The 20,803-nt window shown below is 71.9% G+C and carries 17 protein-coding genes; 10 read left to right on the forward strand and 7 right to left on the reverse strand.

The window, feature by feature from the left end:
* Positions 1–266 precede the first annotated feature (266 nt).
* Together MXD60_RS29540 and MXD60_RS24780 are read right to left on the reverse strand one after the other, a co-directional pair.
* On the reverse strand, positions 267–956 hold the full coding sequence (locus MXD60_RS29540) for a DUF427 domain-containing protein (protein ID WP_248821786.1): 690 nt from the start codon (positions 954–956) through the stop codon (positions 267–269).
* Positions 953–2,326: a DUF427 domain-containing protein gene (locus tag MXD60_RS24780; RefSeq protein WP_248821788.1), complete on the reverse strand. Its 1,374-nt coding sequence runs from the start codon at positions 2,324–2,326 to the stop codon at positions 953–955. Before MXD60_RS24780 ends, MXD60_RS29540 begins: the two co-directional genes overlap by 4 nt.
* 51 nt (positions 2,327–2,377) lie before the next feature.
* Between MXD60_RS24780 and MXD60_RS24785 the strand changes: the two genes are divergently transcribed.
* The gene (locus MXD60_RS24785; RefSeq protein ID WP_248821790.1) at positions 2,378–4,033 is read left to right on the forward strand and encodes an AMP-binding protein; all 1,656 of its coding nucleotides are present in this window, start codon (positions 2,378–2,380) and stop codon (positions 4,031–4,033) included.
* 55 nt (positions 4,034–4,088) lie between these two features.
* On the opposite strand, the gene MXD60_RS24790 is transcribed toward MXD60_RS24785, so the two are convergent.
* Complete coding sequence (locus MXD60_RS24790; RefSeq protein ID WP_248821792.1) at positions 4,089–4,763, reverse strand: TetR/AcrR family transcriptional regulator; 675 nt, start codon at positions 4,761–4,763, stop codon at positions 4,089–4,091.
* Positions 4,764–5,943: 1,180 nt separating this feature from the next.
* On the opposite strand from MXD60_RS24790, the gene MXD60_RS24795 reads away from it, so the two are divergent.
* The 4 genes from MXD60_RS24795 to MXD60_RS24810 all read left to right on the forward strand — a co-directional run bounded on the left by MXD60_RS24795 (position 5,944) and on the right by MXD60_RS24810 (position 10,253).
* Positions 5,944–7,119 carry an amidohydrolase family protein gene (locus MXD60_RS24795; RefSeq protein ID WP_248821794.1) on the forward strand — a complete coding sequence of 392 codons (1,176 nt, stop codon included), beginning with the start codon at positions 5,944–5,946 and terminating at the stop codon, positions 7,117–7,119.
* Between the two features lie 66 nt (positions 7,120–7,185).
* Positions 7,186–8,184, forward strand: coding sequence for an acyl-CoA dehydrogenase family protein (locus MXD60_RS24800; RefSeq protein ID WP_248821796.1), 999 nt, complete (start codon positions 7,186–7,188; stop codon positions 8,182–8,184).
* Positions 8,168–9,343, forward strand: coding sequence for an acyl-CoA dehydrogenase family protein (locus MXD60_RS24805; protein ID WP_248821798.1), 1,176 nt, complete (start codon positions 8,168–8,170; stop codon positions 9,341–9,343). Before MXD60_RS24800 ends, MXD60_RS24805 begins: the two co-directional genes overlap by 17 nt.
* A gap of 58 nt (positions 9,344–9,401) precedes the next feature.
* On the forward strand, positions 9,402–10,253 hold the full coding sequence (locus MXD60_RS24810; protein WP_248821800.1) for an SMP-30/gluconolactonase/LRE family protein: 852 nt from the start codon (positions 9,402–9,404) through the stop codon (positions 10,251–10,253).
* On the opposite strand, the gene MXD60_RS24815 is transcribed toward MXD60_RS24810, so the two are convergent.
* Complete coding sequence (locus MXD60_RS24815; RefSeq protein WP_248821802.1) at positions 10,250–11,167, reverse strand: LLM class flavin-dependent oxidoreductase; 918 nt, start codon at positions 11,165–11,167, stop codon at positions 10,250–10,252. The two genes, MXD60_RS24810 and MXD60_RS24815, sit on opposite strands and share 4 nt — an antisense overlap.
* 762 nt (positions 11,168–11,929) lie before the next feature.
* On the opposite strand from MXD60_RS24815, the gene MXD60_RS24820 reads away from it, so the two are divergent.
* The gene (locus tag MXD60_RS24820; protein ID WP_248821804.1) at positions 11,930–13,066 is read left to right on the forward strand and encodes an acyl-CoA dehydrogenase family protein; all 1,137 of its coding nucleotides are present in this window, start codon (positions 11,930–11,932) and stop codon (positions 13,064–13,066) included.
* Positions 13,063–14,046, forward strand: a complete 984-nt coding sequence (locus MXD60_RS24825; protein WP_248821806.1) for an acyl-CoA dehydrogenase family protein — start codon at positions 13,063–13,065, stop codon at positions 14,044–14,046. Before MXD60_RS24820 ends, MXD60_RS24825 begins: the two co-directional genes overlap by 4 nt.
* A 246-nt stretch (positions 14,047–14,292) precedes the next feature.
* Here MXD60_RS24825 and MXD60_RS29050 read toward each other — a convergent pair whose 3' ends face one another.
* The 3 genes from MXD60_RS29050 to MXD60_RS24835 form a co-directional block, all read right to left on the reverse strand.
* Entirely contained in the window at positions 14,293–14,424 is a 132-nt protein-coding gene (locus MXD60_RS29050; RefSeq protein ID WP_283098944.1) for a hypothetical protein, read from the reverse strand.
* Between the two features lie 61 nt (positions 14,425–14,485).
* Entirely contained in the window at positions 14,486–15,712 is a 1,227-nt protein-coding gene (locus MXD60_RS24830) for an acyl-CoA dehydrogenase family protein (protein WP_248821808.1), read from the reverse strand.
* Entirely contained in the window at positions 15,702–16,838 is a 1,137-nt protein-coding gene (locus MXD60_RS24835) for an acyl-CoA dehydrogenase family protein (protein ID WP_308222596.1), read from the reverse strand. The genes MXD60_RS24830 and MXD60_RS24835 overlap by 11 nt, the downstream gene beginning before the upstream one ends.
* Before the next feature lie 263 nt (positions 16,839–17,101).
* Here MXD60_RS24835 and MXD60_RS24840 point away from each other — a divergent pair, with 263 nt between their 5' ends.
* From MXD60_RS24840 to MXD60_RS24850, 3 genes are read left to right on the forward strand one after another with little or no spacing between them, the layout of a single operon-like run.
* Entirely contained in the window at positions 17,102–18,331 is a 1,230-nt protein-coding gene (locus MXD60_RS24840) for a cytochrome P450 (RefSeq protein ID WP_248821810.1), read from the forward strand.
* Positions 18,332–18,384: 53 nt separating this feature from the next.
* Positions 18,385–19,182 (forward strand): enoyl-CoA hydratase/isomerase family protein, encoded by a 798-nt coding sequence (locus MXD60_RS24845; protein ID WP_248821811.1) that lies wholly within the window; start codon positions 18,385–18,387, stop codon positions 19,180–19,182.
* Positions 19,179–20,789: a class I adenylate-forming enzyme family protein gene (locus MXD60_RS24850; protein ID WP_248821813.1), complete on the forward strand. Its 1,611-nt coding sequence runs from the start codon at positions 19,179–19,181 to the stop codon at positions 20,787–20,789. The genes MXD60_RS24845 and MXD60_RS24850 overlap by 4 nt, the downstream gene beginning before the upstream one ends.
* The last annotated feature ends 14 nt before the right edge of the window (positions 20,790–20,803 follow it).

Below are 20,803 nucleotides of genomic sequence, written 5' to 3' on the forward strand. Positions count from 1 at the left end.
CCGCTCAGCTCCCGCCGGCCGTCCAGGACCACGACCACTACAGAGAATCACCTAACCCACGATCTCAAACACGTTCTGAGGGGGTTTGTTGTCGCTTGGTATGGACGAAACGGGCGTCGAACCATACAGATCGAGCACCGTGGTCCCTCTGAAACGCGGCGGCCCCTGATTATCGCCGCTCACCGTGACCTTTGAGCCCGCCGGCACACACAGACGACTCGCCCACCAGCAAGATCGCCCGGACACGACCTGGCGACGGCGAGGATTCAGCGGAGCGGGGCCGGTGGCGGCAGACTGTGGGTGAGCGCCGTTCGAGTCTCGTCGAAACTCAGCATTCCGGCGATCTGGCCGCACTCGGGCCGCGGATCCTCGTAGGACCACGCCACGTCCGCTGTGACGACGTCGGCCACCACCGCGTCCCAGTAGGACGCGACGCCTTTGTAGGCGCAGTAGCTGGTGGTCCCGCTCGGGCGGAGAAGGTCCCCGCGAACCCGCTCGGGGCTGACGTACAGGCGCGGCGCCAGGGCGGTCTCGTACACCCCGGTCGTGTCCGTGGTGTCCACGAGCACCACGCCCGCCACCTCGACGCGCAGCGATCTGCCGCCGCGCAGGCAGTCGACGCGGTGGTAGGGATTCCGCGGGTGCCCGAGGACCCTCTCCTCCTCCTCGTACCATTCGTCGATGTCGTCCCAGGGGACCCGCACGTAGCCCGCGGCGGCCGGCTCGGGCGCGGGATCTCCCGCCAGAACGTCCGGGGCGGGAAAGGCGTAGGTCGGGGGTTGCCCCTGCCGGTGAACGAGCAGGACCCGCTCGCTGTCGACGACGGCGCGCCCGGCGACGAGGCCGCGGACGCGACGGGGATGGGGCTCGACGTAGAGGAGGGAGTCGGGCAGGCGGGCGCTGAAACGGCCGGCCGGTCGCGCGGCGAGCGGGCCATGCCCGGTCGTGAGGCTCACAGCGCGGTCCGGTCGTCATCCGCGTGTCCGCCGCCGGGGAAAGCACGCACCATGGCGTCGACGGTGAACGAGGCGACGAGTTCCTGCGATTCGGTGTGGACGTCGCAGACGGAGTGGGTCATGCCGTCGCCGGCGAAGGTGGACCGGTGGTGGTAGCGCAGCCAGCGATCGGCGCGCACGTCGGCGTGCAGCGAGATGCTGATGGCGTTGATGCCCATCGACAGGCTTCGATGGGCCTGGTTCTGGCTTACGGCCGCGTGCGGCCGCAGCGCCGCGGCGATCGAGAGGTGGCCGGTGAACTGCGCGAGCAGGCCGGCATGCAGGCACGGGTCGGCCGGCACCGACCGGAAGCGGACCCACGCGTCGATCTCGGGTGGTCCGATCGGCGCGTCCGGAGCCTCCGAGTAGCCGCCGTCGACCATCCGGATGTCGCGGCCCAGGACCGACATGTCGTACGGCTCGCTGTCGTACGGCCCGGGGCAGGCCGGTGGCGCGCCGCCGTGGCGGACGACGTCCGCCGCCGTGGCGTCGAGCAGCAGGGTGCCGATGGCGCGGCCCCGCCCGTTCTGCGCGACGCGGGCGGTCAGGGTGGTGAAACTGCGTCCCGAGCTCACCTCGGTCAGCGTGAACTCCAGCGGCTCGCGGGCGTCGGCGGCCCGGTGGAACACCATGTGCGCGGAGACGACCCGCCGGCCCGGCGCGCGGCGCCCGGCCGCCACGATGGCCTGGCCGAGCATCTGGCTCGCCTCGACGACCGGTCGACGCACGTCGGCGAGGGCGACACTGACGTAGTGGTCGTCGCCGACGGGCCGCACGTTCATGATGTCGATCAGGTCGGCCGCGTCGCCCCAGGTCGGAAAGCGCTTGACGGTGACATCGCGGAGCTGGGTGTCGTCGGTGGCATCGACCAGTTCCACCCGCACCCGGTCGTGGTCGAAGGCGGCCAGCTCCGCCAGCCAGCCCAGCTCCGGCGCGGGCTGGGAGTAGCACCACGCCAGGTCGCGCCCGTCGACGGCGGTTGTACCCGCCGGGTCGCCGCCGGCGTCCTCGCGCGCCCACCCGCCGCGAGCCACCGGTGACGTCGACGCCTCGCCGCTCCAGCGCCGACCGGTGCCCTTGACCGGGCAGACGACCTCGCCGGTGTCCTCGAACAGATCGAACCGCACGTCGGAACGGGGGAAATACAGAACCGGCTCCTGGCCGGTCTCCCGCACCACGACCGCCGCCGTCGATTCCGCCACAAGCTGGCCGGCCCACCAGGCCCGGGCCCGGTACGGGCAGGACTGACGGGAGATCGTCCGCCCGGCCGCCGGCGCGGCGTCGCCGGTCTCGAGCCTCGTCCCCGCGCCGTGCGTCGTTGCCATCATCATGCGACCTATCTTAACGTTGACGTCTACGTCAATAAGCCTGAAACTGGTGAGATGACGGTGGCGACTGCTGGTGAGCTGCTCCGCGCTCGGGCCGAGGACGAGTCCCCCGCGCTCCTGATCGGGCAGGACAGGTGGACCTATCGGGAGCTGGTCGAACAGGCCTGCCGTCGGGCGGCGCTGTTCGAGGAGGTCCGTGACCCGGCGCGCCCGCCGCATATCGGCGTCCTGCTCGACAACGTGCCCGACTACGTGTTCTGGCTGGCCGCGGCCGCGCTGTCGGGCTCCGTCGTGGTGGGCATCAACGCGACCTACCGCGGTGACCAGCTGGGACAGCTGATCCGGCACTCCGACTGCCAGCTGCTCGTGACCGCGTCCGGCTACCAGGAGTTGCTGGCGGGCGCGGGGAGCGGGCTGGCCGACGATCGGACCCTGGTGGTCGACTCCCCGCAGTACGCCGATCGGCTGGCGGGGTGTCCCACCGCGTTGCCTGACCGGGTGCCGCGGGCGGAGGACCTGTTCCTGCTCATCTTCACCTCCGGCTCCACCGGACTGCCGAAGGCGGTGCGCTGCACGCAGGGCCGGTTCGCCCGCACCGGCGCCCACGTGGCCGGGGTCGCGCGGCTCGGCGCCAGCGACGTGGTGTACTCGCCGCTGCCGCTGTTCCACTCCAGCTCGCTGTTCACCGGCTGGTCGTCGGCGTTGAACACGGCGGTGCCGCTCGCGACCAGGCCGCGGTTCTCGGCGTCGAACACCCTGGTGGACGTCCGCCGGTTCGGCGCGACCATATTCACCTACACCGGCAAGGTCCTCAACTACCTGCTGGCCACCCCGCCGCATCCCGACGACGCCGACTGCTCCCTGCGGTTGGGCATCGGCAACGAGGCGTCGACCCGGGACATCCGTACCTTCGCCCGCCGCTTCGGCTGCACCGTGCGCGACAGCTACGGGTCCACCGAGGGTGTGATTGTCATCCGGCGCGATCCGTCGATGCCCGAGGGCGCCCTCGGCCGCGCCGATCCGCTGGTCAAGGTGCTCGACCCGAGCACCTTGGTGGAACGTCCGCCGGTGGTGTTCGGCGCCGACGGGCGCCCCGCCAACCTCGAGGAGGCGGTGGGTGAGATCGTGCACACCGCGCCAAGCAGTGACTTCGAGGGCTACTACAACAACGCCTCCGCCACGTCGGCCCGGTTCCGAGACGGCGCCTACTGGTCCGGCGACCTCGCCTACCGCGACGCCGACGGCTGGCTGTACTTCGCCGGACGGTCGAACGAGTGGCTGCGCGTCGACGGGGAGAACTTCGCCGCGGCGCCGGTCGAGACCATCGTCGCCCGCCATCCGGACGTGCGTTCCGTCGCCGTCTACGCGGTGCCCGACGACCCGGTGGGCGACCGCGTCATGGTCGCGCTCGAACTGCGCGAGGGCACCGAGTTCGACCCCGGCGCGTTCGACGACTTCCTCGCCGCCCAGCCCGACCTGGGCCCGAAGTGGCTGCCGGCCTTTGTCCGGGTCACCGCGGAGCTGCCCAAACTCGCCAGCATGAAGATCGACAAGATGCGGCTGCGGCGGGAGGCATGGCGGGTCGAGGACGTCGTCTGGCGCCCGGCACGAGGCGGTCCGCTGCGCCCACTCGACGATGCGGCGCGCCAGCGCCTCGATCCGCTCCTCGGCACGGATCGCACTCCAGGCTCTTCGCCGGCGAGATCGTGACGGGCCCCGGAGCCATGGCCGGGGGAGGACTTCCTCTGCTCGGGTCGACCGGAACTCAGTGGCCGGCCGGGCGCACGGGTTCGTCCCGTAGCTGCAGCGCGTTGACGAACAGGGCGGTGATCTGGTCCACACCCTCGTCGAAATCGAAGTCGACGTGCTGCTGGACCAGCCACATCTCGGCGAAGCGGGCGACCATCGCGCCCAGCGCGAAGGCCGCCAGGACCGGATTGACAGCTTCGTCGACGAACCCGCGGCGCTGCAGCTGCCGGATCGAGACCACCACCCGATCGGTGTCCCGCCGCTGGTGTTCGAACCGGGCGGAGTTCAGCTCGGCGTCGTACCGACTCACCTGCTCGATCACGCCGATGATGCGCGCTTCCTTGCGGTAGTTGTCCAGATACTCCCAGTTGCTCGCCCGGATGCGCTCGCGTGGCGTCAGGCTGGATCCGGGCTCGAAGATCACCGTGTCGAGCGGGGTGTTGAGGAAGTCGCTCAGCGCCATCGCGACCTCGCGGAAGATCTGTTCCTTGGAGTCGAAGTAGTGATAGAAGGAACCGTGCGAGAGGCCGGCCTTCTCGGCGATGTCCGAGATGCGGGCTTCGAGGAATCCGTCCTCCTCGAAGACCGCCTTGGCGGCGTCGAGCAGCCGCGCCCGTGTCGCCGCGCCCTTCCGTGAGCGCGGCCCATTCGGTTTATCACGCTCAATCGGCTCGACCGTTGGCAAGGCCATCTCCTTTTCCGTCTCCTTTGTCGCAGCTCCTGGACCGTCTTCATCGTTGCAGCCGGACGGGAGCTACGTCACTCGATTGTACTGGCTGACGGGAGTCGTCTGGCGGGTTTGGAGGTGACCAGGGTCGCCCTCTTCATGCTGCCGCTTGCATTCGCTGTGTGACGACGAGTCCGATCGACGCTTTTCGTCCCCGCGGTTCCCGCGACCCGTCACCGTGATGCTTTCTGTCGCGGCGCCCCGCGGGTCACCGCTATCGACCAGCGCCGGGTGGGCCTGCTCGCGGGCGGACCCGCCACTCGTCCGTTGGCAGCCTGCCTGGCGGTCGACTGGCTGACGGCGGTCGATGAAATATCGAAGAAATCTTTCGATGATTACTTCGTAATGTCTTCGCGAGTTTTCCAGGAAGATGTGCGGCGACCATCTGCCGTCATCTCCTTTCGGGATCGCCGGATCGGCGGATCGGCGGTCCGGTATTCCCCACGCCTGCTGGCGCGATGGTCCGCGCAGCGGGGGATCCGGGGTTGACACGCCGCGCCGGGCCGGTATGGGCGCGGGGGAGGGCCGGCGGGGTTCATGCCGGCGGCGCGGGTGGAGCTGGCCCGGTCGGTCGGTCGCTCCCGGTCGGTCGCTCTCGGCCGTCGGGCGGGCGGGTCGGCGGCGGCCCGGAGCCTTGTCGGCGCCCGAGCCCCGGCGGATCGGCCGCCGGAAGACCTCTCGTCAGGCCCGGCGCGGCGGCGGCAGGGGAGCGTCGGCCCCGCGGCGTCGGACGGCAGTACTTATTTTGACGTCGATGTTGACAAATGGTGGGTGGAGGCGGTGTCATGGTCGGGTGGTAAGGGATGGGTGGACCCGCGGGCCGCGAGGCCGCCGAGCCGGGGCGGACGGCCCTGGTGACCGGCGCCGGGACCGGAAGGCTGTCCCGGTAACCGGTGGCACGTCACGGCTTACCGTCACCGACGAACCAGGGCCGGCGGGCTCCACGTCCGCGTCGCCGGCCCCACCGCCGATCCGGCGGATCGACCGCGCGCCCGGTGCTCCCAACACCGGGCCAGGTCGGCGTTGCCGTGTGTACGCAGGATGTGTGTACGCAGGATGGGTCGGGCGCCGGCCGGACCGACGGGTTCTCCGTCGGCGTCCGGGGCGGCCGGCCCGCCATCCTGCTCGATAAAGGAAGAGTCCTATGTCGTTTTCGCAGCCCTTTGCCATTTTCGATGCCGACAACCACATGTACGAGACGGAGGAGGCGTTCACCAAGTTTCTGCCCGAGCAGTTCAAGGGTGCGATCCGCTACGTGCAGGTGGATGGCCGGACGAAGATCGCGGTCAGAGGCCAGATCAGCGAGTACATCCCCAATCCGACCTTCGAGGTCGTCGCCCGGCCCGGTGCCCAGGAGGACTACTTCCGGCACGGGAACCCGGAGGGCAAGTCCTTCCGTGAGATCGTCGGGAAGCCGATGCGCTCCATTCCGGCGTTCCGCGATCCGGCGGCACGGCTGGCTCTGATGGACGAGCAGGGGATCGACCGTTCGCTCATGTTCCCGACTCTCGCGAGCCTCCTCGAGGAGCGGATGCGAGACGATCCCGAGCTCACCCATGTCGTCATCCACGCGTTGAACGAGTGGATGCACGAGACCTGGTCGTTCAACTACGAGAACCGGATCTTCTCGACGCCGGTCATCACGCTGCCCATCGTCGAGAAGGCGATCGCCGAACTCGACTGGTGTGTCGAGCGAGGCGCCCGCGCGGTCCTGATCCGCCCGGCCCCGGTTCCCACCCACGGCGGCTCGCGGTCGTTCGCTCTGCCGGAGTTCGACCCCTTCTGGAAGCGGGTGGTGGAAACCGGGGTGCTCGTCGCGATGCACTCCTCCGACAGTGGTTACAGCCGGTACGCCAACGACTGGGAGGGCAGCGGGCGGGAGTACCTGCCGTTCCAGCCGAACGTCTTCCGGATGATCGGGCAGTGGCGGCCGATCGAGGACACGGTGGCCTCCCTGATCTGCCACGGCACGCTGTCGCGGTTCCCCGAGCTGAAGATCGCGGTCATCGAGAACGGGGCCTCCTGGGTGGCGCCGCTGCTCAAGAACCTGCGCGACCTGTACAAGAAGCACCCCCACCAGTTCGCCGAGGAACCGGTGACCGTGCTGCGGCGCAACATCCACGTCAGCCCGTTCTGGGAGGAGGACATGGCCGTGCTGAGTGGCCTGCTGGGGGTCGAGCGGGTGCTGTTCGGGTCGGACTACCCGCATCCCGAGGGGCTGGCCGACCCGGCCAGTTACGTCAACGCGCTGAAGGACCTCAGTGACGAGGACAAGGCCAAGATCCTCGGCGGCAACATGGACAGGTTGATCCCGGTATGATCCGGCGGGACCAGGACCGCCGGACCGGCCTCGACGGCGCCGGCCAGCGGGGGGGAGACGGCGACCGTGCTCTTTGAGTTCGATGCCGAGCAGCGGCTGTTGCAGAAGACCGTCCAGGACGTGGTCGCGAAGGAATGCCCACCGGCGCTGGTCCGCGCCGTCGCCGACGACGACGCGGACATCCGCCCGCTGTGGCAGGTGTACGCGGAGCTCGGGTGGACCGAGCTGGTGGATCCGACCGAGACGGTGGAGCTGGCGATCGTCCTGGAGGAGCTCGGCCGCGCCGTCGACCCCACGGCGTACCTGGCGACGACCACCTGGTTCGCCCCGTTGGCGCCCGGCGTCGCGCAGCCGGGCCAGACGGGCAGCGCGGTGTTCGACGGGGTGACGGCGCGGCCGGACGGCCAGGGCTGGCTGCTGGACGGCACCGCCCGGTTCGTCCTGGACGGTGACCGGGCCGACTGGCTGGCCGTCGTGACCCCGCAGGGGGTGTTCACGGTTCCCTCCTCAGCGGCGGTGGCCACGCGCACGCCCGTCTTCGACCCGCTGCTGCACGTCGCGGACGTCCGGTTCGAGGGCGTCGCGGTCACCGGCGGGAACCTCAGCGGGGCCGATCCGCAGCGGGGCCGGCACATCGCCCTGACCGGCATGGCCCTGACGATGATCGGCGCCTGCCGCCGGATCCTCGACCTGGTCCTCGAACACGTGCGCACCCGCGAGCAGTTCGGCGCGCGGATCGGTTCGTTCCAGGCCGTCGCGCACAAGGCCGTGGACATGCACGTCGCGATCGAACGGGCGCGGGCACTGGCCTACTTCGCTGCGCTGACGATCGCCGCGGACGACCCGCGTCGCCGGGTGGCCGCGTCGATGGCCAAGGCGGCGGCGGGGGAATGCCAGTCCGTGGTGTTCCGCAACGGCTTCCAGTTGTTCGGCGGAATGGGCTTCACCTGGGAGAACGACCTTCAGTTCGCACTCAAGCGGGCGAAGGCGGGCGAGCTGCTGCTCGGCGGCGCGGCCGAGCATCGGGCGCTGATTGCCAAGGAGTACCGTGCAGCTGACATTTGATGCCGAGGTCGAGCGGTTCCGGGCCGAGTTCGTCGCGTTCCTCGACGCGAACATGCCCACCGCCGAGGAGGCGACCGAACGGTCCCGTTCCAGCGCGCACATTCCCGCCTGGGCCCGGCGCTGGCAGCGACTCCAGTTCGACGAGGGCTGGCTGCTGCCCGGCAACCCGCCGGAGTTCGGCGGCCGCAACGCCGGCATTCTCGAGCAGTACGTCCACCTGGAGGAACTGGGTCGACGCCACATTTACCACAGCTTCAACCCGCAGGGACTGGGCATCATCGCGGCCTCGTTGTTGTCCTTCGGCACCGACGAACAGAAACACCGCTGGGCCGTGCCGATCCTGCGGGCGCAGATCACCGCGGCGCTCGGCATGAGCGAGCCCGGCGCCGGGTCCGACCTGGCGTCGCTGCGCACCCGCGCGGTCCGCGACGGCGACGACTTCGTGGTCAACGGGCAGAAGATCTGGACCTCCGGCGCGCACGACGCCGACGTCCTGCTCACGTTCGTCCGCACGGATCCGGATGCGCCGAAGCACCGAGGCATCAGCGTCCTGCTCATTCCCACCAGCACACCCGGTGTCACCCGCCGTCCCTTCGGTTCGGTCGTCAGCCGCGACGATCTCGACTTCAACGAGGTCTTCTTCGACAACGTGCGGGTGCCCGCCGAGAACCTCGTCGGCGAACTGAACCGGGGCTGGCACGTCGCCAACGGCTCGCTCGGCCACGAACGCACCCTGCTGTGGCTGGGTTTCTCCCACCGGTTGGACGACCTGCTGGCCGACTTCACACCCGTCGGCCCGCTCGACGCCGACCAGTACGCCACGCTCGCGATGGACGCCCTGGCCCTGCGGCTGCTCGGATCCGCGGCGCTGGCCCGCGCCGCGCGGGACGAGCAGGACGTCCCGGCGCTGTCGGTGCTGAAGGTGTTCGGCTCGGAGGCGTCCCAGCGCCACACCGAACGGGCGCTGGAGTCGGCCGGGCCCGCGGCGCTGCTGCATCCGGCGAGAACCGCGCCCGACCACCACCTGCGCCTGGACACCGACGGTGCCGGCTGGTTCGAGCGTTACGCCCGCAGTTTCGCCGGCACCATCGCCGGCGGCACGTCGGAGATCCAGCGCACGATCATCGCCGAGCGGGTGCTGGGACTGCCGCGGAGCTGACGGGCGACGGCGACGCCGGCTTGGCCCACGAGACCCACACCACGCGGCGGAGGCACCCTTGACGACCTGCGAACCGGGCACGGACCCCGCCGTGCTGGCCGACGGATTCGTGTTCGCGGAGGGACCCCGCTGGCGTGACGGGCTGCTGTGGCTCTCCGACATGCACGGCGAGGCGGTGTACACCGTCGACCCGGACGGTCGGATCGAGGTCAGGCTGGCGTTGCCGGGGCGCAAGCCCTCGGGACTCGGCTTTCTCCCGTCAGGGTCGGTGCTTGTCGTGTCCATGACCGACCGGGTGCTGCTGCGCCTGGACCCGGACGGGACCTGCTCGGTGCACGCGCGGCTGGACGCCCTGGTCACCGACGAACTGAACGACATGGTGGTGGCGGCCGACGGCACCGCGTTCGTCGGCAGCTACCCGACCGGGGACGACACCGGGGTGCTCATCCGCGTGGACCCCGACGGCACCGCCGCCGTCGCCGCGGACGGGATGCGCTTCCCGAACGGTTCGGCCATCTCCCCGGATGGGCGGACGCTGATCGTGGCCGAGTCCAAGGCGAGGTGCCTCACCGCGTTCGACCTCGACCCCGGTGGACGCCTCAGCGGGCGCCGGGTCGTGGCGGATGATCTCGGCGCGGCTCCTGACGGCATCGCCCTGGACGCCGAAGGCGCGGTGTGGGCGGCTTTCCCGCTCGCCCACGAGTTCCGGCGGATCTCCCCGGGCGGGGAGGTCACCGACCGGATCGCGACCGGCGAGCGGATGGCGATCGCCTGTGCCCTGGGTGGGGCCGACCGCCGGACGCTGTACCTGCTGTCCGCCGCCAACTGGCACGCGGCGACGCTGGCCGGTGCCCGTACGTCCGTCGTCGAGACTCTGCGCGTGCGCGTGGCGGGCGCCGGTCTTCCCTAGAACGCGTCGGGCAGGATCTCCTCGAGCAGGATCCGGGTGACGGCGCCCGGGTCGCCGGTACCGGCCACCGGCATGAACAGCAGGTGGCGGGCGCCGGCCGCGACGAAGTCCCGCAGCCGGCGGGTCACCTCATCCGGTGTGCCCACCGCCGCGACGCGGTCGATCAGCGGGCGAACGTCCTGGTCGTAGGTGCCACCAAGGGACCGCGCCGCCTCCTGGCGGGCCCGCGATCCGTCCTTGTCGACGTTGACGAAGATGAAGGCGCACCAGTCGAACTGGCGCAGGTCGCGCCCGGCCTCGTCGGCGACGGCCCGGATCGTCGCGACCGACGCGGCGTAGCGACGCGGCGAGTAGAGGTAGGGCATCCACCCGTCGCCCAGGACCGCCGCGCGTCGCATCGCCGGTTCCGTCCGGCCGGCGACGAGGATCGGCGGCCCCGCGGCCTGTGCCGGCGCCGGGTGCACCCGGACGTCGCGCATCGGGTAGTAGCGCCCGTCGTGCGAGATCTCCTGCCCGGTCCACAGCCGGCGTAGCAGCCCGATGGCCTCGTCGAGGCGCCGACCCCGCTCGGTCAGGGGCACCTGGCAGGCGCGGAACTCCTGCGGATACTCGCCGCCGACCCCGACGCCGAGCATCAACCGGCCACCGGTGGCCCGGTCGAGATCCGCCACCTGCTTCGCGATGATTGCCGGCGGGTAGAGCGGCAGCAGGAGTACCGAGGTGCCGAGCCGCACCCTGTTCGTCACCGCCGACAGGCGGGCCAGGCTCATCATCACCTCCGGCGACGGGTTGCGGGAGGCCACGTGTCCTCCCGTCCACAGCGAGTCGACGGCGAGTTCGTCGGCCCGGACGGCGAGGTCGAGGTTGTCGCCGACGACGAGGCCGACCCGGACGGGCCGGTCGTCGACGGTCATCGCCGCGCCAACCGAACGGGCGCGGACCACCGGCGGTCGCACGGAATCTCGCGCCGACGTCCGGCGGCCGCGAAAGGTCTCATGTGTCTCCCCACGAGATGGGCCCGATCGGCTGCCGTCGATCGCGGCCGGGTGGAAGTCACCCACTGCCGGGCCGAATTCGGGAATTCGTCACCGACGGGCGGTATGGCTGGCCTGTCGAGTGCGAGCGGCGGTTCGGGACAATGCCGGCCCGACCTCACCGAGCCTGACATCCACCGCTGGCTGGTGAGCCCTGAAGACGGCAGGCGTCGCGCGGAACTCTGCCCCGGGTGGCCCCGCATTCTACCCCGGGCGCCGCCTTGCACGCAGGTAACCCGTCCGTACCTGGACGTCGAGGAGAAGAGCAATGACCCTTCCCCCTGTTTTTGATCCATAGCACATCGGGGGACTGGCGGCAAGACCTGGCCGGTGCCGCGGAATCTGTGGCCGAGGCTGAAACCCGCCGAATCGGGAGCCGCGGAATGCGTGTGTTGTTGGCGATGGCCGGGCCGCCCGGGAACGCGACGAAAGGCTGCGCGGGGAGCAGCTGATGGCCGACGCCGAAGTGATCGTCGTGGGCGTCGGTCCGACCGGCCTGTCCCACCGCTGTCGACCGCTGGTGGCGATGGATTTCCCATCGGCGGCGGCCGATCAGGTGTGGCCGGGGGAGACTCTGCGGTAGGCTCGAACTCGACATCAATATCGAGGTCTGTCGCGAGTGCGTGAGTGGAGGATGCGGTGGTGCCGCGGTTGCCATGGGGTGACGATGCGTCTGCGTACGCTGCCGCCTTTGAGGTGTGGCTGGCGTCCCCGCCCGCCGAGTTGCGTGCCGCCACCCGGCCGATCGCCTCCTACGAGGAACGCGTCGCGGTGACGTCGGCCCTGATGCGCGTGCTGTTCGACGAGGGCTGGGCTCGTTACGGGTGGCCGACGCAGCTCGGTGGGCTCGGCGGCGACATCCTGCACCGGGCCGCCATGTGGGAGGCGCTGGCGCGCCACGGGCTGCCCGCGATGGCGCTGTTCGAGCACCTGGAGGTCCTCGCGCCCACGCTTGTCGCGATGGGGGAGCCGGGCTTCCTGGCGGAGGTGCTGCCGCAGTTCCTGCGCGGCGAACAGCTGTGGTCGCAGGGCTTCTCCGAGCCCGAGTCAGGGTCGGACCTCGCCGCCGTGCGCACCCGCGCGGTGGCCGTCGACGGCGGTTACGCGATTACCGGCCGCAAGATCTGGACAAGCTGGGCGCGCTACGCCACCTGGTGCCTGGTCCTCGCGCGCACCGGCACCGTCGCGTCGCGCCACCGCGGTCTCACCGCGTTCGCCGTCGACCTGCGCTCCCCGGGCGTCGAGGTCCGGGCGATCGAGCAGGCCAACGGCACGGACGAACTCGCCGAGGTCACCTTCGACGACGTCCTCGTCGGGCCGGGCCGGATCGTCGGCGAGCTGAACGGTGGCTGGCGGGTCGCGATGCACATCCTGAGCCACGAACGCGGCACCTTCGCCTGGTTCCGCCACAACTTCCTGTACCGCCAGGTGCTGGACGCCCTCGCCCACGGCGAACCGGCCGGCGACGCGCTGCTCGGCGACGCCCTGCTCGACCTGGCCGCGGTGCGCGCGAGCAGCTATGCGGCGTTGCGGTCGCATGCCGCCGACGTGCCGCTGGGTGCCCGGGCGACGTTCGTGAAACTGCACCTGGCGTCCAGCGAGCAGGCGGTCCAGAACTGGCGGCTCGCGAGCGACGCGGACCTCGCCGTCGGGATCCAGGACGACGAGGCCGCCGCCCAGCGCCAGGACTACCTCTTCTCCCGCATCGTCACCGTCTATGGGGGCTCGCAACAGATGCAGCTCGACACCATCGCCAAGCAGATCCTGCGCCTGCCATGACCTCGACGATCGAACAGACCGACCACGAGTTTCTCGACGCCGCGTGCCGCACGCTGCGCGCCCCGGCGGGCGATACCGATCCGCTCGACGCGCTGGGCTGGTGGGACCTGCTGGCGGACCTCGCCGACCGCGACGTCCGCGGTGCCGCGTTGGCGCTGTTCCGCGCCCAGGGCCGGGAGCTGGCCAGTTCGACCGCGCTGGGCGCGCTGATCGCCCAGCCGTTCGCCGCGCTCACCGGGCACGCGCCGGGTTCCCTCGTCGCGGCGATCGGCCGCCACTCGCCGCGCCGCGGCGAGCGGCAGGTCGTCCTCGGCGACGTCACCGGCGCCGCCCTGCTCGTCGACCGCCCCGGCCACGGCGCGGTCGTGGTCGGCGCGGACGAGATCGAACTGGCGCCGGTCACCGTCCCCGGCCAGCTCGTCGTGCACGAGGTGGTGACCGACCTGGCCGGTGCGCCGGCCACCGTCGAGGAGAGCCAGGCCGGGCCCGCCCGGGCCCGCGCCCGCAGCCTCGGCCGCCTCGCCCTGGCCCTGGAGATCCTGGGCGCGGCCGAGGGAACGCTGACGCTCGCCGTCGCCCACGCCGCCACCCGCGAGCAGTTCGGCAAGCCCATCGGCACGTTCCAGGCGGTCCGGCACCTGCTCGCCTGGGCCCAGACCGACTGCGTCGCGCTCGAGAGCGTCACCACCGTCGCCATCGGCCTCGACGAGGACTCGGCCCCGCCGCGCCACGACGAGATCGTCAAGGCCCTCGCCGGTCGCAACGGCCGGCGCATCTGCGAGCGGACCCTACAGGTCCTCGGCGCCATCGGCTTCACCAGCGAGCACTCCCACCACCACTTCCACAGCCGGGTCCTCGCCCTCGACGCGCTGCTGGGCAGCTCCACCGAGCTGACCTACGCCCTCGGCGCCTGGGCCCGCGCGACGCACCTCGACCCGGCCGTGCGCGCCTCGGTACTGCTGCGGGATCCGGCCGCCTGAGCCGCGTGGAGGATCCGCGGCCCGCACAACGGTCCCGCACAACGGTCCCGCACCACGGTCCCGTGCTGATCCGCTGTGCCGCATCCGGCCGCGGAAGCGCCGGGTCGTGGTGCGCGGCGGGGCCGTCGTGGTGTTCCGCGGAACCATCGGATCCCGGTGGTCCGTGGGGGGCCGTCGAGTCCTGGTGCTCCGCGGAACACTCGGGGCTCGGTTTTCGCGGCGACGGGAGCGCTGTGCTGACCAGGCTCAAGCAGCGTTCCCGTCGCCGGCGGCGGCGGGGCGGGCCGCCGGCGGGGGGCCGCCCGCCCGGCCCCCCCCCCCCCCCCGCGCCCCCCCCCCCCCCCCGCCGAGGTCGTCCTCGACCTCGGCGGCGTGCACGCCGGCCGTCCGCGTCGCCCGGCCCGTAGACCCTGCTGCTTACCGAGTTCTCCCTCGGTGGCTACGCCCGGGGCAGGCCGAGAAGCTGGCGGCCGATGAGGCCGCGCATGATCTCGGATGCGCCGCCGGAGATGGTCAGGGCCCGGCCCCAGAGGAAGTTGTGCTGCCAGCGGTCGGCCACCTGCGCGCCGTCGTCGTCGATGGACACCGCGGAGGCGATGATCTCCAGGGCGAGTTCGGACAGGGCGACGTTCGTCTCGGTGTAGGCGAGCTTGGCCACCGGGCCGTCGCTGGGATGCTCGGCCTCGACCAGGATGCGTTCGACGGTGTCGCGGACGATGAGCCGGACCTCCTCGACGCGGGTGAGGGCCGCGGCGAGCTTGGCCTGGATGTCCTCGTGCGCCAGGGCGGGTGTGCCATCCGGCAGGCGCGCCGTGCGGGCGAGCGCGACGAGGTCCTGGAACAGGCGCTCGAGCTGGATCGCGTTGGCACCGACGAAGGCCCGCTCGGAGGCCAGCCCCGAGGTGACCACCTTCCAGCCTCCGTTGACCTCCCCGAGCACGTGCTGGCGACCGAGCTGGAGGCCGTCGAGGAAGACCTCGCAGAACTCGGCGTGACCGGTCATCTCGCGGATCGGCCGCACGTCGATGCCCGGCAGGTCCATCGGGACGACGAACGCGGTGATGCCGGCGTGGCGCTCCGCGGTCGGGTCGGTGCGGGCCAGCAGCAGGCCCATGTCGGACCACTGGGCGTCGGTGCTCCAGATCTTCTGCCCGGTGACGGTGAACGTCTCACCGGCCGCATCCGGCTCGGCGCGGGTGCGCAGGGCGGCGAGGTCGCTGCCGGCCCCGGGCTCGCTGAACAGCTGGCACCAGATGTGTTCGCCGGCGCGGATCCGGGGGAGCAGCGCCCGCTTCTGCTCGTCGCTGCCGAACGCGATGACCGCATGCGCGGCCAGCATCACCTGGTCGAGGGGGCGGTAGGCGTCCCCGCGAATGAGCTCCTCCATGACCACGAGGTCGTGGACGGGAAGGTGGCCCGCCTGGCCACCCCACTCCACCGGCCAGCCGGCGCCCAGGTAGCCGGCCTCGTACAGGGCCCGCAGCCAGTCCCGGATCTGCCGCTCCTGCGCGGCGCTCTCGGGGACCCGCACGCCCTCCCGGTCCATGGGCAGGCCGCGCTCGGCGATGAAGGCGCGGACGCGCTGGCGGTACGCGTCGACGTCCGCGCCCGCGCCGCCCGGCCCGCCCGCCGTGAGTTCGGTGTCTGCCGTGAGATCAGCTGCCATCGGTCCATCCCTCCACCTCGGCGAGCGACCGCTGGGCGTGGCGCGGGTTCGCGGCCAGCCGGGCATCCTGGTGGGCCCGGCGTTCGTAGTAGTGCAGTCCGTACTCCCAGGTGAAGCCGATGGCCCCGGTGAGCTGGAGCAGGTCGTGCAGCAGGTGCGGGGCGCCGGAACTCACGCTCAGCGAGGCTGTGGCGACGCAGCGCCGGGCCTGGCGTGCCGCGTCCGCCGCCGTCGGCTCGGCGCTCAGCAGCCGGGCGGCTTCGGTGACGAGCAGCGCCATCCCGCGGGCCCGGACCGTGTGTTCGGCGAGGCGGTGCTGCACGGCCTGGTAGCCGCCGATGGGCTTGCCGAACGTCCGGCGCTGACCGGCGTAGGTGATGGTGCGGTCGAGCATCCGGCGCACGCCGCCGACCGCGTCCGCGGCGAGCAGCAGCTCGTACAGGTCGACGGCGCGACGGGCGGCCTCGGGAGATGGGCGCAGCAGATGACCGCGCCCGGCGGCAGGCGTGACGTCGGCGCAGCCGCGGGTCAGGTCGAAGCCGTGCCGGCGGCTGTCGGCCGTCCAGTCCGCGGGGTCTTCGAGCAGCAGGAACTCGCCCCGCGCGCGGTTCAGCAGAACGAGCGCGTCCGCGTCCGGCGCGCCGTCGACGAGTCGCGCCACCTGGTCCCCGGCGCCGAGGTACCCGAACGCGCAGACGCGCTCGCCGGCGAGCACGCCGGCCAGCACCTGTTCGGCCTGCGGGTTGCCAGCGCAGTGGGCGAGCAGATGGGCGCTCGCGGTGAGGCCGGCGAAGGGACTGGCGTGCAGCGCGGCACCGAGTTCGGCGGCGGCGGAGGCGGCGACGTCGACCCGCAGGCCGAAGCCGTCGAGCGCCTCGGGCACGCAGAAGGCCGGCAGGCCGAGCTCGGCCAGCACCGGCCACCTCGGGCGCCACTGAACGTCCGTCTTCGGTGCATGCTCCTGCCAGGTGGTGCCGAGCGCGGCGCGCAGGGCTTCGCGGAGCGCGCCGACGTCGTCGGTGGGAATGTCAGCGGCGACGGTGGTGGTCAGAACGGCGTCAACTCCTGGGCCCTGCCGGTCGGTTCGGACCGGCGCGAAACTCGATATTGGTATCGAGTTCGATATTCTGGCGGCAACCCGCCCTGCGTCAAGCCGGCGGGACGGGCGGGCAGCCAGTGTTGTCCGCCTGTCCGCCTGTCCGCCTGTCCGCCTGTCCGCCTGTCCGGGTCGGCCGCGAGCCGGACCCCGCACGCCGAGTCCGGCTCGGGGTGGGCTCCGAGGTTGTCCCGAGGACCACCTCCGCTGCTACTGTCGACGTCGACGTCGAGACTTGCGTCGACGTTCTGGTGGGCGGAATAACGGGCGCGAGGCACGTGAGGGGACCACGCATGGATGTCGAGGCCGCGGCCAGCGTCTTCACCGATCCGAGCGCCTACGCCGACAACGAGCGGTTCCACGCCGCCACCGCGGTGCTGCGCAGCGCATCGCCGGTGCACCGCGTCGAGCATCCCGAATACGCGCCGTTCTATGCCATCACCAGGCATGAGGACGTGATGACGATAGCCCGGCGCTCCGATGTCTGGATCAATGCGCCGCGGCCCGCGCTCGGCCCGAAGCCGAAGGACGGCGAGACGGTCACCATGCCGATCCGCTCCCTGGTCCAGATGGATGCACCCGACCACCCGATCTACCGGCACATCAGCGCGGACTGGTTCAAGCCGCTGGGCGTGCGCCGGCTGCGGGCGCGCATCGAGGAACTGGCGAAGCGCTACGTGGACCACATGGCCGACCTCGGCGGCGAGTGCGACTTCGTCGCCGACGTCGCCGTGAACTACCCGCTCTACGTGATCCTCTCGCTGCTCGGGTTACCGGAGGAGGACTTCCCCCGGATGCTCACGCTCACCCAGGAGCTCTTCGGCGCGAACGACGCCGACCTGGCGCGGCGCGGTGTGGACGGGGACGCGCGCCTGGGCGCGCTGACCGACTTCTTCCTCTACTTCCAGGCGCTCATCTCCGACCGGCGGGCCCACCCCACCGACGACCTCGGCTCGGTGATCGCCAACGCGACCATCCACGGCGAGCTGATCGGTGAGCTGGAGGCGGCCGGCTACTACACGCTGATCGCCACGGCCGGGCACGACACCACCAGTGCCGCGGTGGCCGGCGGGCTGCACGCGTTGCTGGAGCATCCCGAGCAGCTGCGGCGGCTGTCCACCGACCCGGCCCTGGTCCCGACCGCGTTCGACGAGATGGTCCGCTGGGTGTCGCCGGTCAAGCAGTTCATGCGGACGGCGACCGAGGACACCCAGGTGCGCGGCGTCCCGATCAGGGCGGGGGAGTCGGTGCTGCTGTCCTATCCGTCGGCCAACCGCGACGGCGACGTCTTCGCCAACCCCGACCAGTTCGACGTCGGGCGCGCACCCAACCGGCACGTGGGCTTCGGCTTCGGCGCCCACTACTGTCTCGGCACCCACCTGGCCCGGCTCGAGGGCCAGGCCCTCTACGCGGAGCTCATGCCCCGGCTGAAGTCGGCCGAGCTGGCCGGCACCGCGGAGTACGTCGAGACGCTGTTCGTCGGCGGCCCCAAGCGACTGCCGATCCGCTACACCCTGTCCTGATCTGCGGCACGCAGGATCTCCGATGTCAGCGCAGGCCCCGATGGGAGCTCCACATGACCGAGGTTCAGCTCACGAATGCCCCGCTGCTCGTCGAGGCGCACGGCGCCGTGCGGGTGGTCACCCTGAACCGTCCCGGCGCGCTCAACGCCGCCGACGGGACGCTGCACGCGGCGTTGGCGCAGGTGTGGCCGCGCCTGGACGCTGACCCGCAGGTCCGCGCGATCGTCCTCACCGGCGCGGGCACGGCCTTCTCCGCGGGCGGGGACCTCGATCTGCTGAGCCGGATGACCACCGACGTCGAGCTGCGCGCGGCCGTCATGGCGGAGGCCGCCGAGATCGTCCGGGGGATGACGGCGGTGCGGGTCCCGATCGTCGCCGCCGTCAACGGGCCGGCCGTCGGCCTCGGCTGCAGCCTGGCCGCCCTGAGCGACCTGGTCGTCGTCGAGGAACACGCCTACTTCGCCGACCCGCACGTCGCCCTCGGGCTGGTCGCGGCCGACGGGGGAGCCCTCACCTGGCCGTTGCTGACCGGCCTGCTGCGGGCGAAGGAGTACATCCTGCTCGGCGACCGACTCCCGGCCGACGAGGCGCTGCGGCTGGGACTGGCCAACCGGGTCGTCCCGACGGGCACGTCGGTGGCCACCGCGCTGGAACTCGCGACCCGCCTGGCGGCGCTGCCGCCGCAGTCGGTGACCGAGACCAAGGCGATCCTCAACGCCGCGCTGCACCGCGCGGTCACGACGACGCTCACCGACGCGCTCGCCCGGGAGACGGCGTCGTTCGACGAGCCGGCGTTCCAGGCCAACCTGACGAAGATGCTGGCGCGGGCCGCGAACCGGGCGGGCCGATGAGCACCCCGGTCGGACTCGCCCGGGCCCTGCCCGCGGGCGCCGAGCAGTACCGGGCCCGTGGGCTGTGGAACAACCGGCTTCTCGCGGACGGGCTGGAGGCGGGCGCGGTGCGCCGGCCGGACGCGCCCGCGGTCGTGGACAACGACGGTGCGCTCACCCACGCGGCGCTGGCCGCGGCCGTCGCGGCGGGCGTCGGCGTCCTGGCCGCGCGCGGGGTGCGGGCCGGCGACGCCGTCGTGCTCGTCGCCGGCAACACCCGGCACGGGGTGATTGCCTACCACGCGCTGCTGCGTACCGGCGTGACGACCATCGTGCTGGACCGTCGGTGCGGCGCCGCGGACCTGCGCGTCGCCCTCGACGCCGGAGCGCCGCACCCGCGGGTGATCATGCCGGCCGGCGAGACCCGCCGGTTGGCCGAGGCGCTGGCCGACGCCGGCGAGGTCGTGCCGCTGGACCTGTTCGACGAGGTTGCCGTCCCGCCCGGCGCGGACCCGGCCGGATCGCCGCCGTGGCGGGAACCGGATCGCGACCGCGCGGCGGTGGTGCTGTTCACCTCGGGCACCACCAGCCGGCCCAAGGGCGTCGTGCACTCGTTGAACACCCTCACCGCCGGCTCCGACAACCTGGCCCTGTGCACGAGCGCCGACCAGGACGCGGTCGTGTTCCTCGTCAGCCCGCTCACCAGCATCACCGGGCTGCTGCAGCTGCATCTCACCGCGGATCGCCACGCCACCCTGGTGCTGGAGGACCGGTTCGACGCGCAGCGGACCCTGGACCGGCTCAACGCCGCCCGAGCCACCGTGCTCGGCGGCGCGCCGGTCATCGCCGAACGGCTGTTGCGGGCGGCCGCCACGACCGACCCGGCCCCGGGCCCCACCGGGCCGCGTGGCATCAGCCTGCGGACGCTGGCACTCGGCGGGGCGATGCTGCCACGCCCGCTGCTGGAACTCGCCACCGACAGCTTCGGAATCGACATCGCCCGGGTGTACGGCTCCACCGAGGCGCCGACCTTCGCCGGCAGCCTGCCGGCGGACCCGCGCGAGCGGCGCCTCGCCGACGACGGCGCGCTCCTGCCCGGCGGCGAGGTCCGGCTGGGCTCGCAGCAGCATCCGCAGGAGGGCCTGCTGCGCGGCCCGTGCCTGTTCCTCGGCTACCTCGACCCCGCCGACGACGCCGTCGCGTTCGAGGACGGCTGGTTTCGCACCGGCGACCAGCTTGAGCTGCACGACGGTCGGGTGACCGTCGTCGGTCGGCTCAAGGAGGTGGTCAGCCGCAACGGCCTGAAGATCTCCATCAGTGAGGTCGAGGCCACGCTGGCCGACCTGCCAGGAGTCGAGGAGGCCGCCGCGTTCGGCATGCCGGACAGCACCACCGGGGAGCGGCTCGCGGTCGCGGTCGTGGCGGCCGACGGCGCCACGGTCACCCTCGCCGACGTCGTGGCGCACCTGCTCGGCCACGGGACCGCGACGCGCAAGCTGCCCGAGCAGCTCGTCCGCTGGGACGGGCCGCTGCCACGGACGGCGTCGGGCAAGGTCGTGCGCTCGCGGCTGGTGATGGAGACCCCGGGCAAGGACAGTGATCTGGGCGCCCGACTGGCCGCCGAGTGAACAGGGGGAGGGCG

This window comes from Frankia sp. AgB32 (assembly GCF_023243045.1).
Classification (GTDB): domain Bacteria; phylum Actinomycetota; class Actinomycetes; order Frankiales; family Frankiaceae; genus Frankia.

Bases quoted from the DNA above. Each gene is read 5' to 3' on its own strand.
- MXD60_RS24780 (WP_248821788.1), bottom strand. From the start codon at position 2,326: ATGATGATGGCAACGACGCACGGCGCGGGGACGAGGCTCGAGACCGGC.
- MXD60_RS24785 (WP_248821790.1), top strand. From the start codon at position 2,378: ATGACGGTGGCGACTGCTGGTGAGCTGCTCCGCGCTCGGGCCGAGGAC.
- MXD60_RS24790 (WP_248821792.1), bottom strand. From the start codon at position 4,763: ATGGCCTTGCCAACGGTCGAGCCGATTGAGCGTGATAAACCGAATGGG.
- MXD60_RS24795 (WP_248821794.1), top strand. From the start codon at position 5,944: ATGTCGTTTTCGCAGCCCTTTGCCATTTTCGATGCCGACAACCACATG.
- MXD60_RS24815 (WP_248821802.1), bottom strand. From the start codon at position 11,167: ATGACCGTCGACGACCGGCCCGTCCGGGTCGGCCTCGTCGTCGGCGAC.
- MXD60_RS24825 (WP_248821806.1), top strand. From the start codon at position 13,063: ATGACCTCGACGATCGAACAGACCGACCACGAGTTTCTCGACGCCGCG.
- MXD60_RS24830 (WP_248821808.1), bottom strand. From the start codon at position 15,712: ATGGCAGCTGATCTCACGGCAGACACCGAACTCACGGCGGGCGGGCCG.
- MXD60_RS24840 (WP_248821810.1), top strand. From the start codon at position 17,102: ATGGATGTCGAGGCCGCGGCCAGCGTCTTCACCGATCCGAGCGCCTAC.
- MXD60_RS24845 (WP_248821811.1), top strand. From the start codon at position 18,385: ATGACCGAGGTTCAGCTCACGAATGCCCCGCTGCTCGTCGAGGCGCAC.
- MXD60_RS24850 (WP_248821813.1), top strand. From the start codon at position 19,179: ATGAGCACCCCGGTCGGACTCGCCCGGGCCCTGCCCGCGGGCGCCGAG.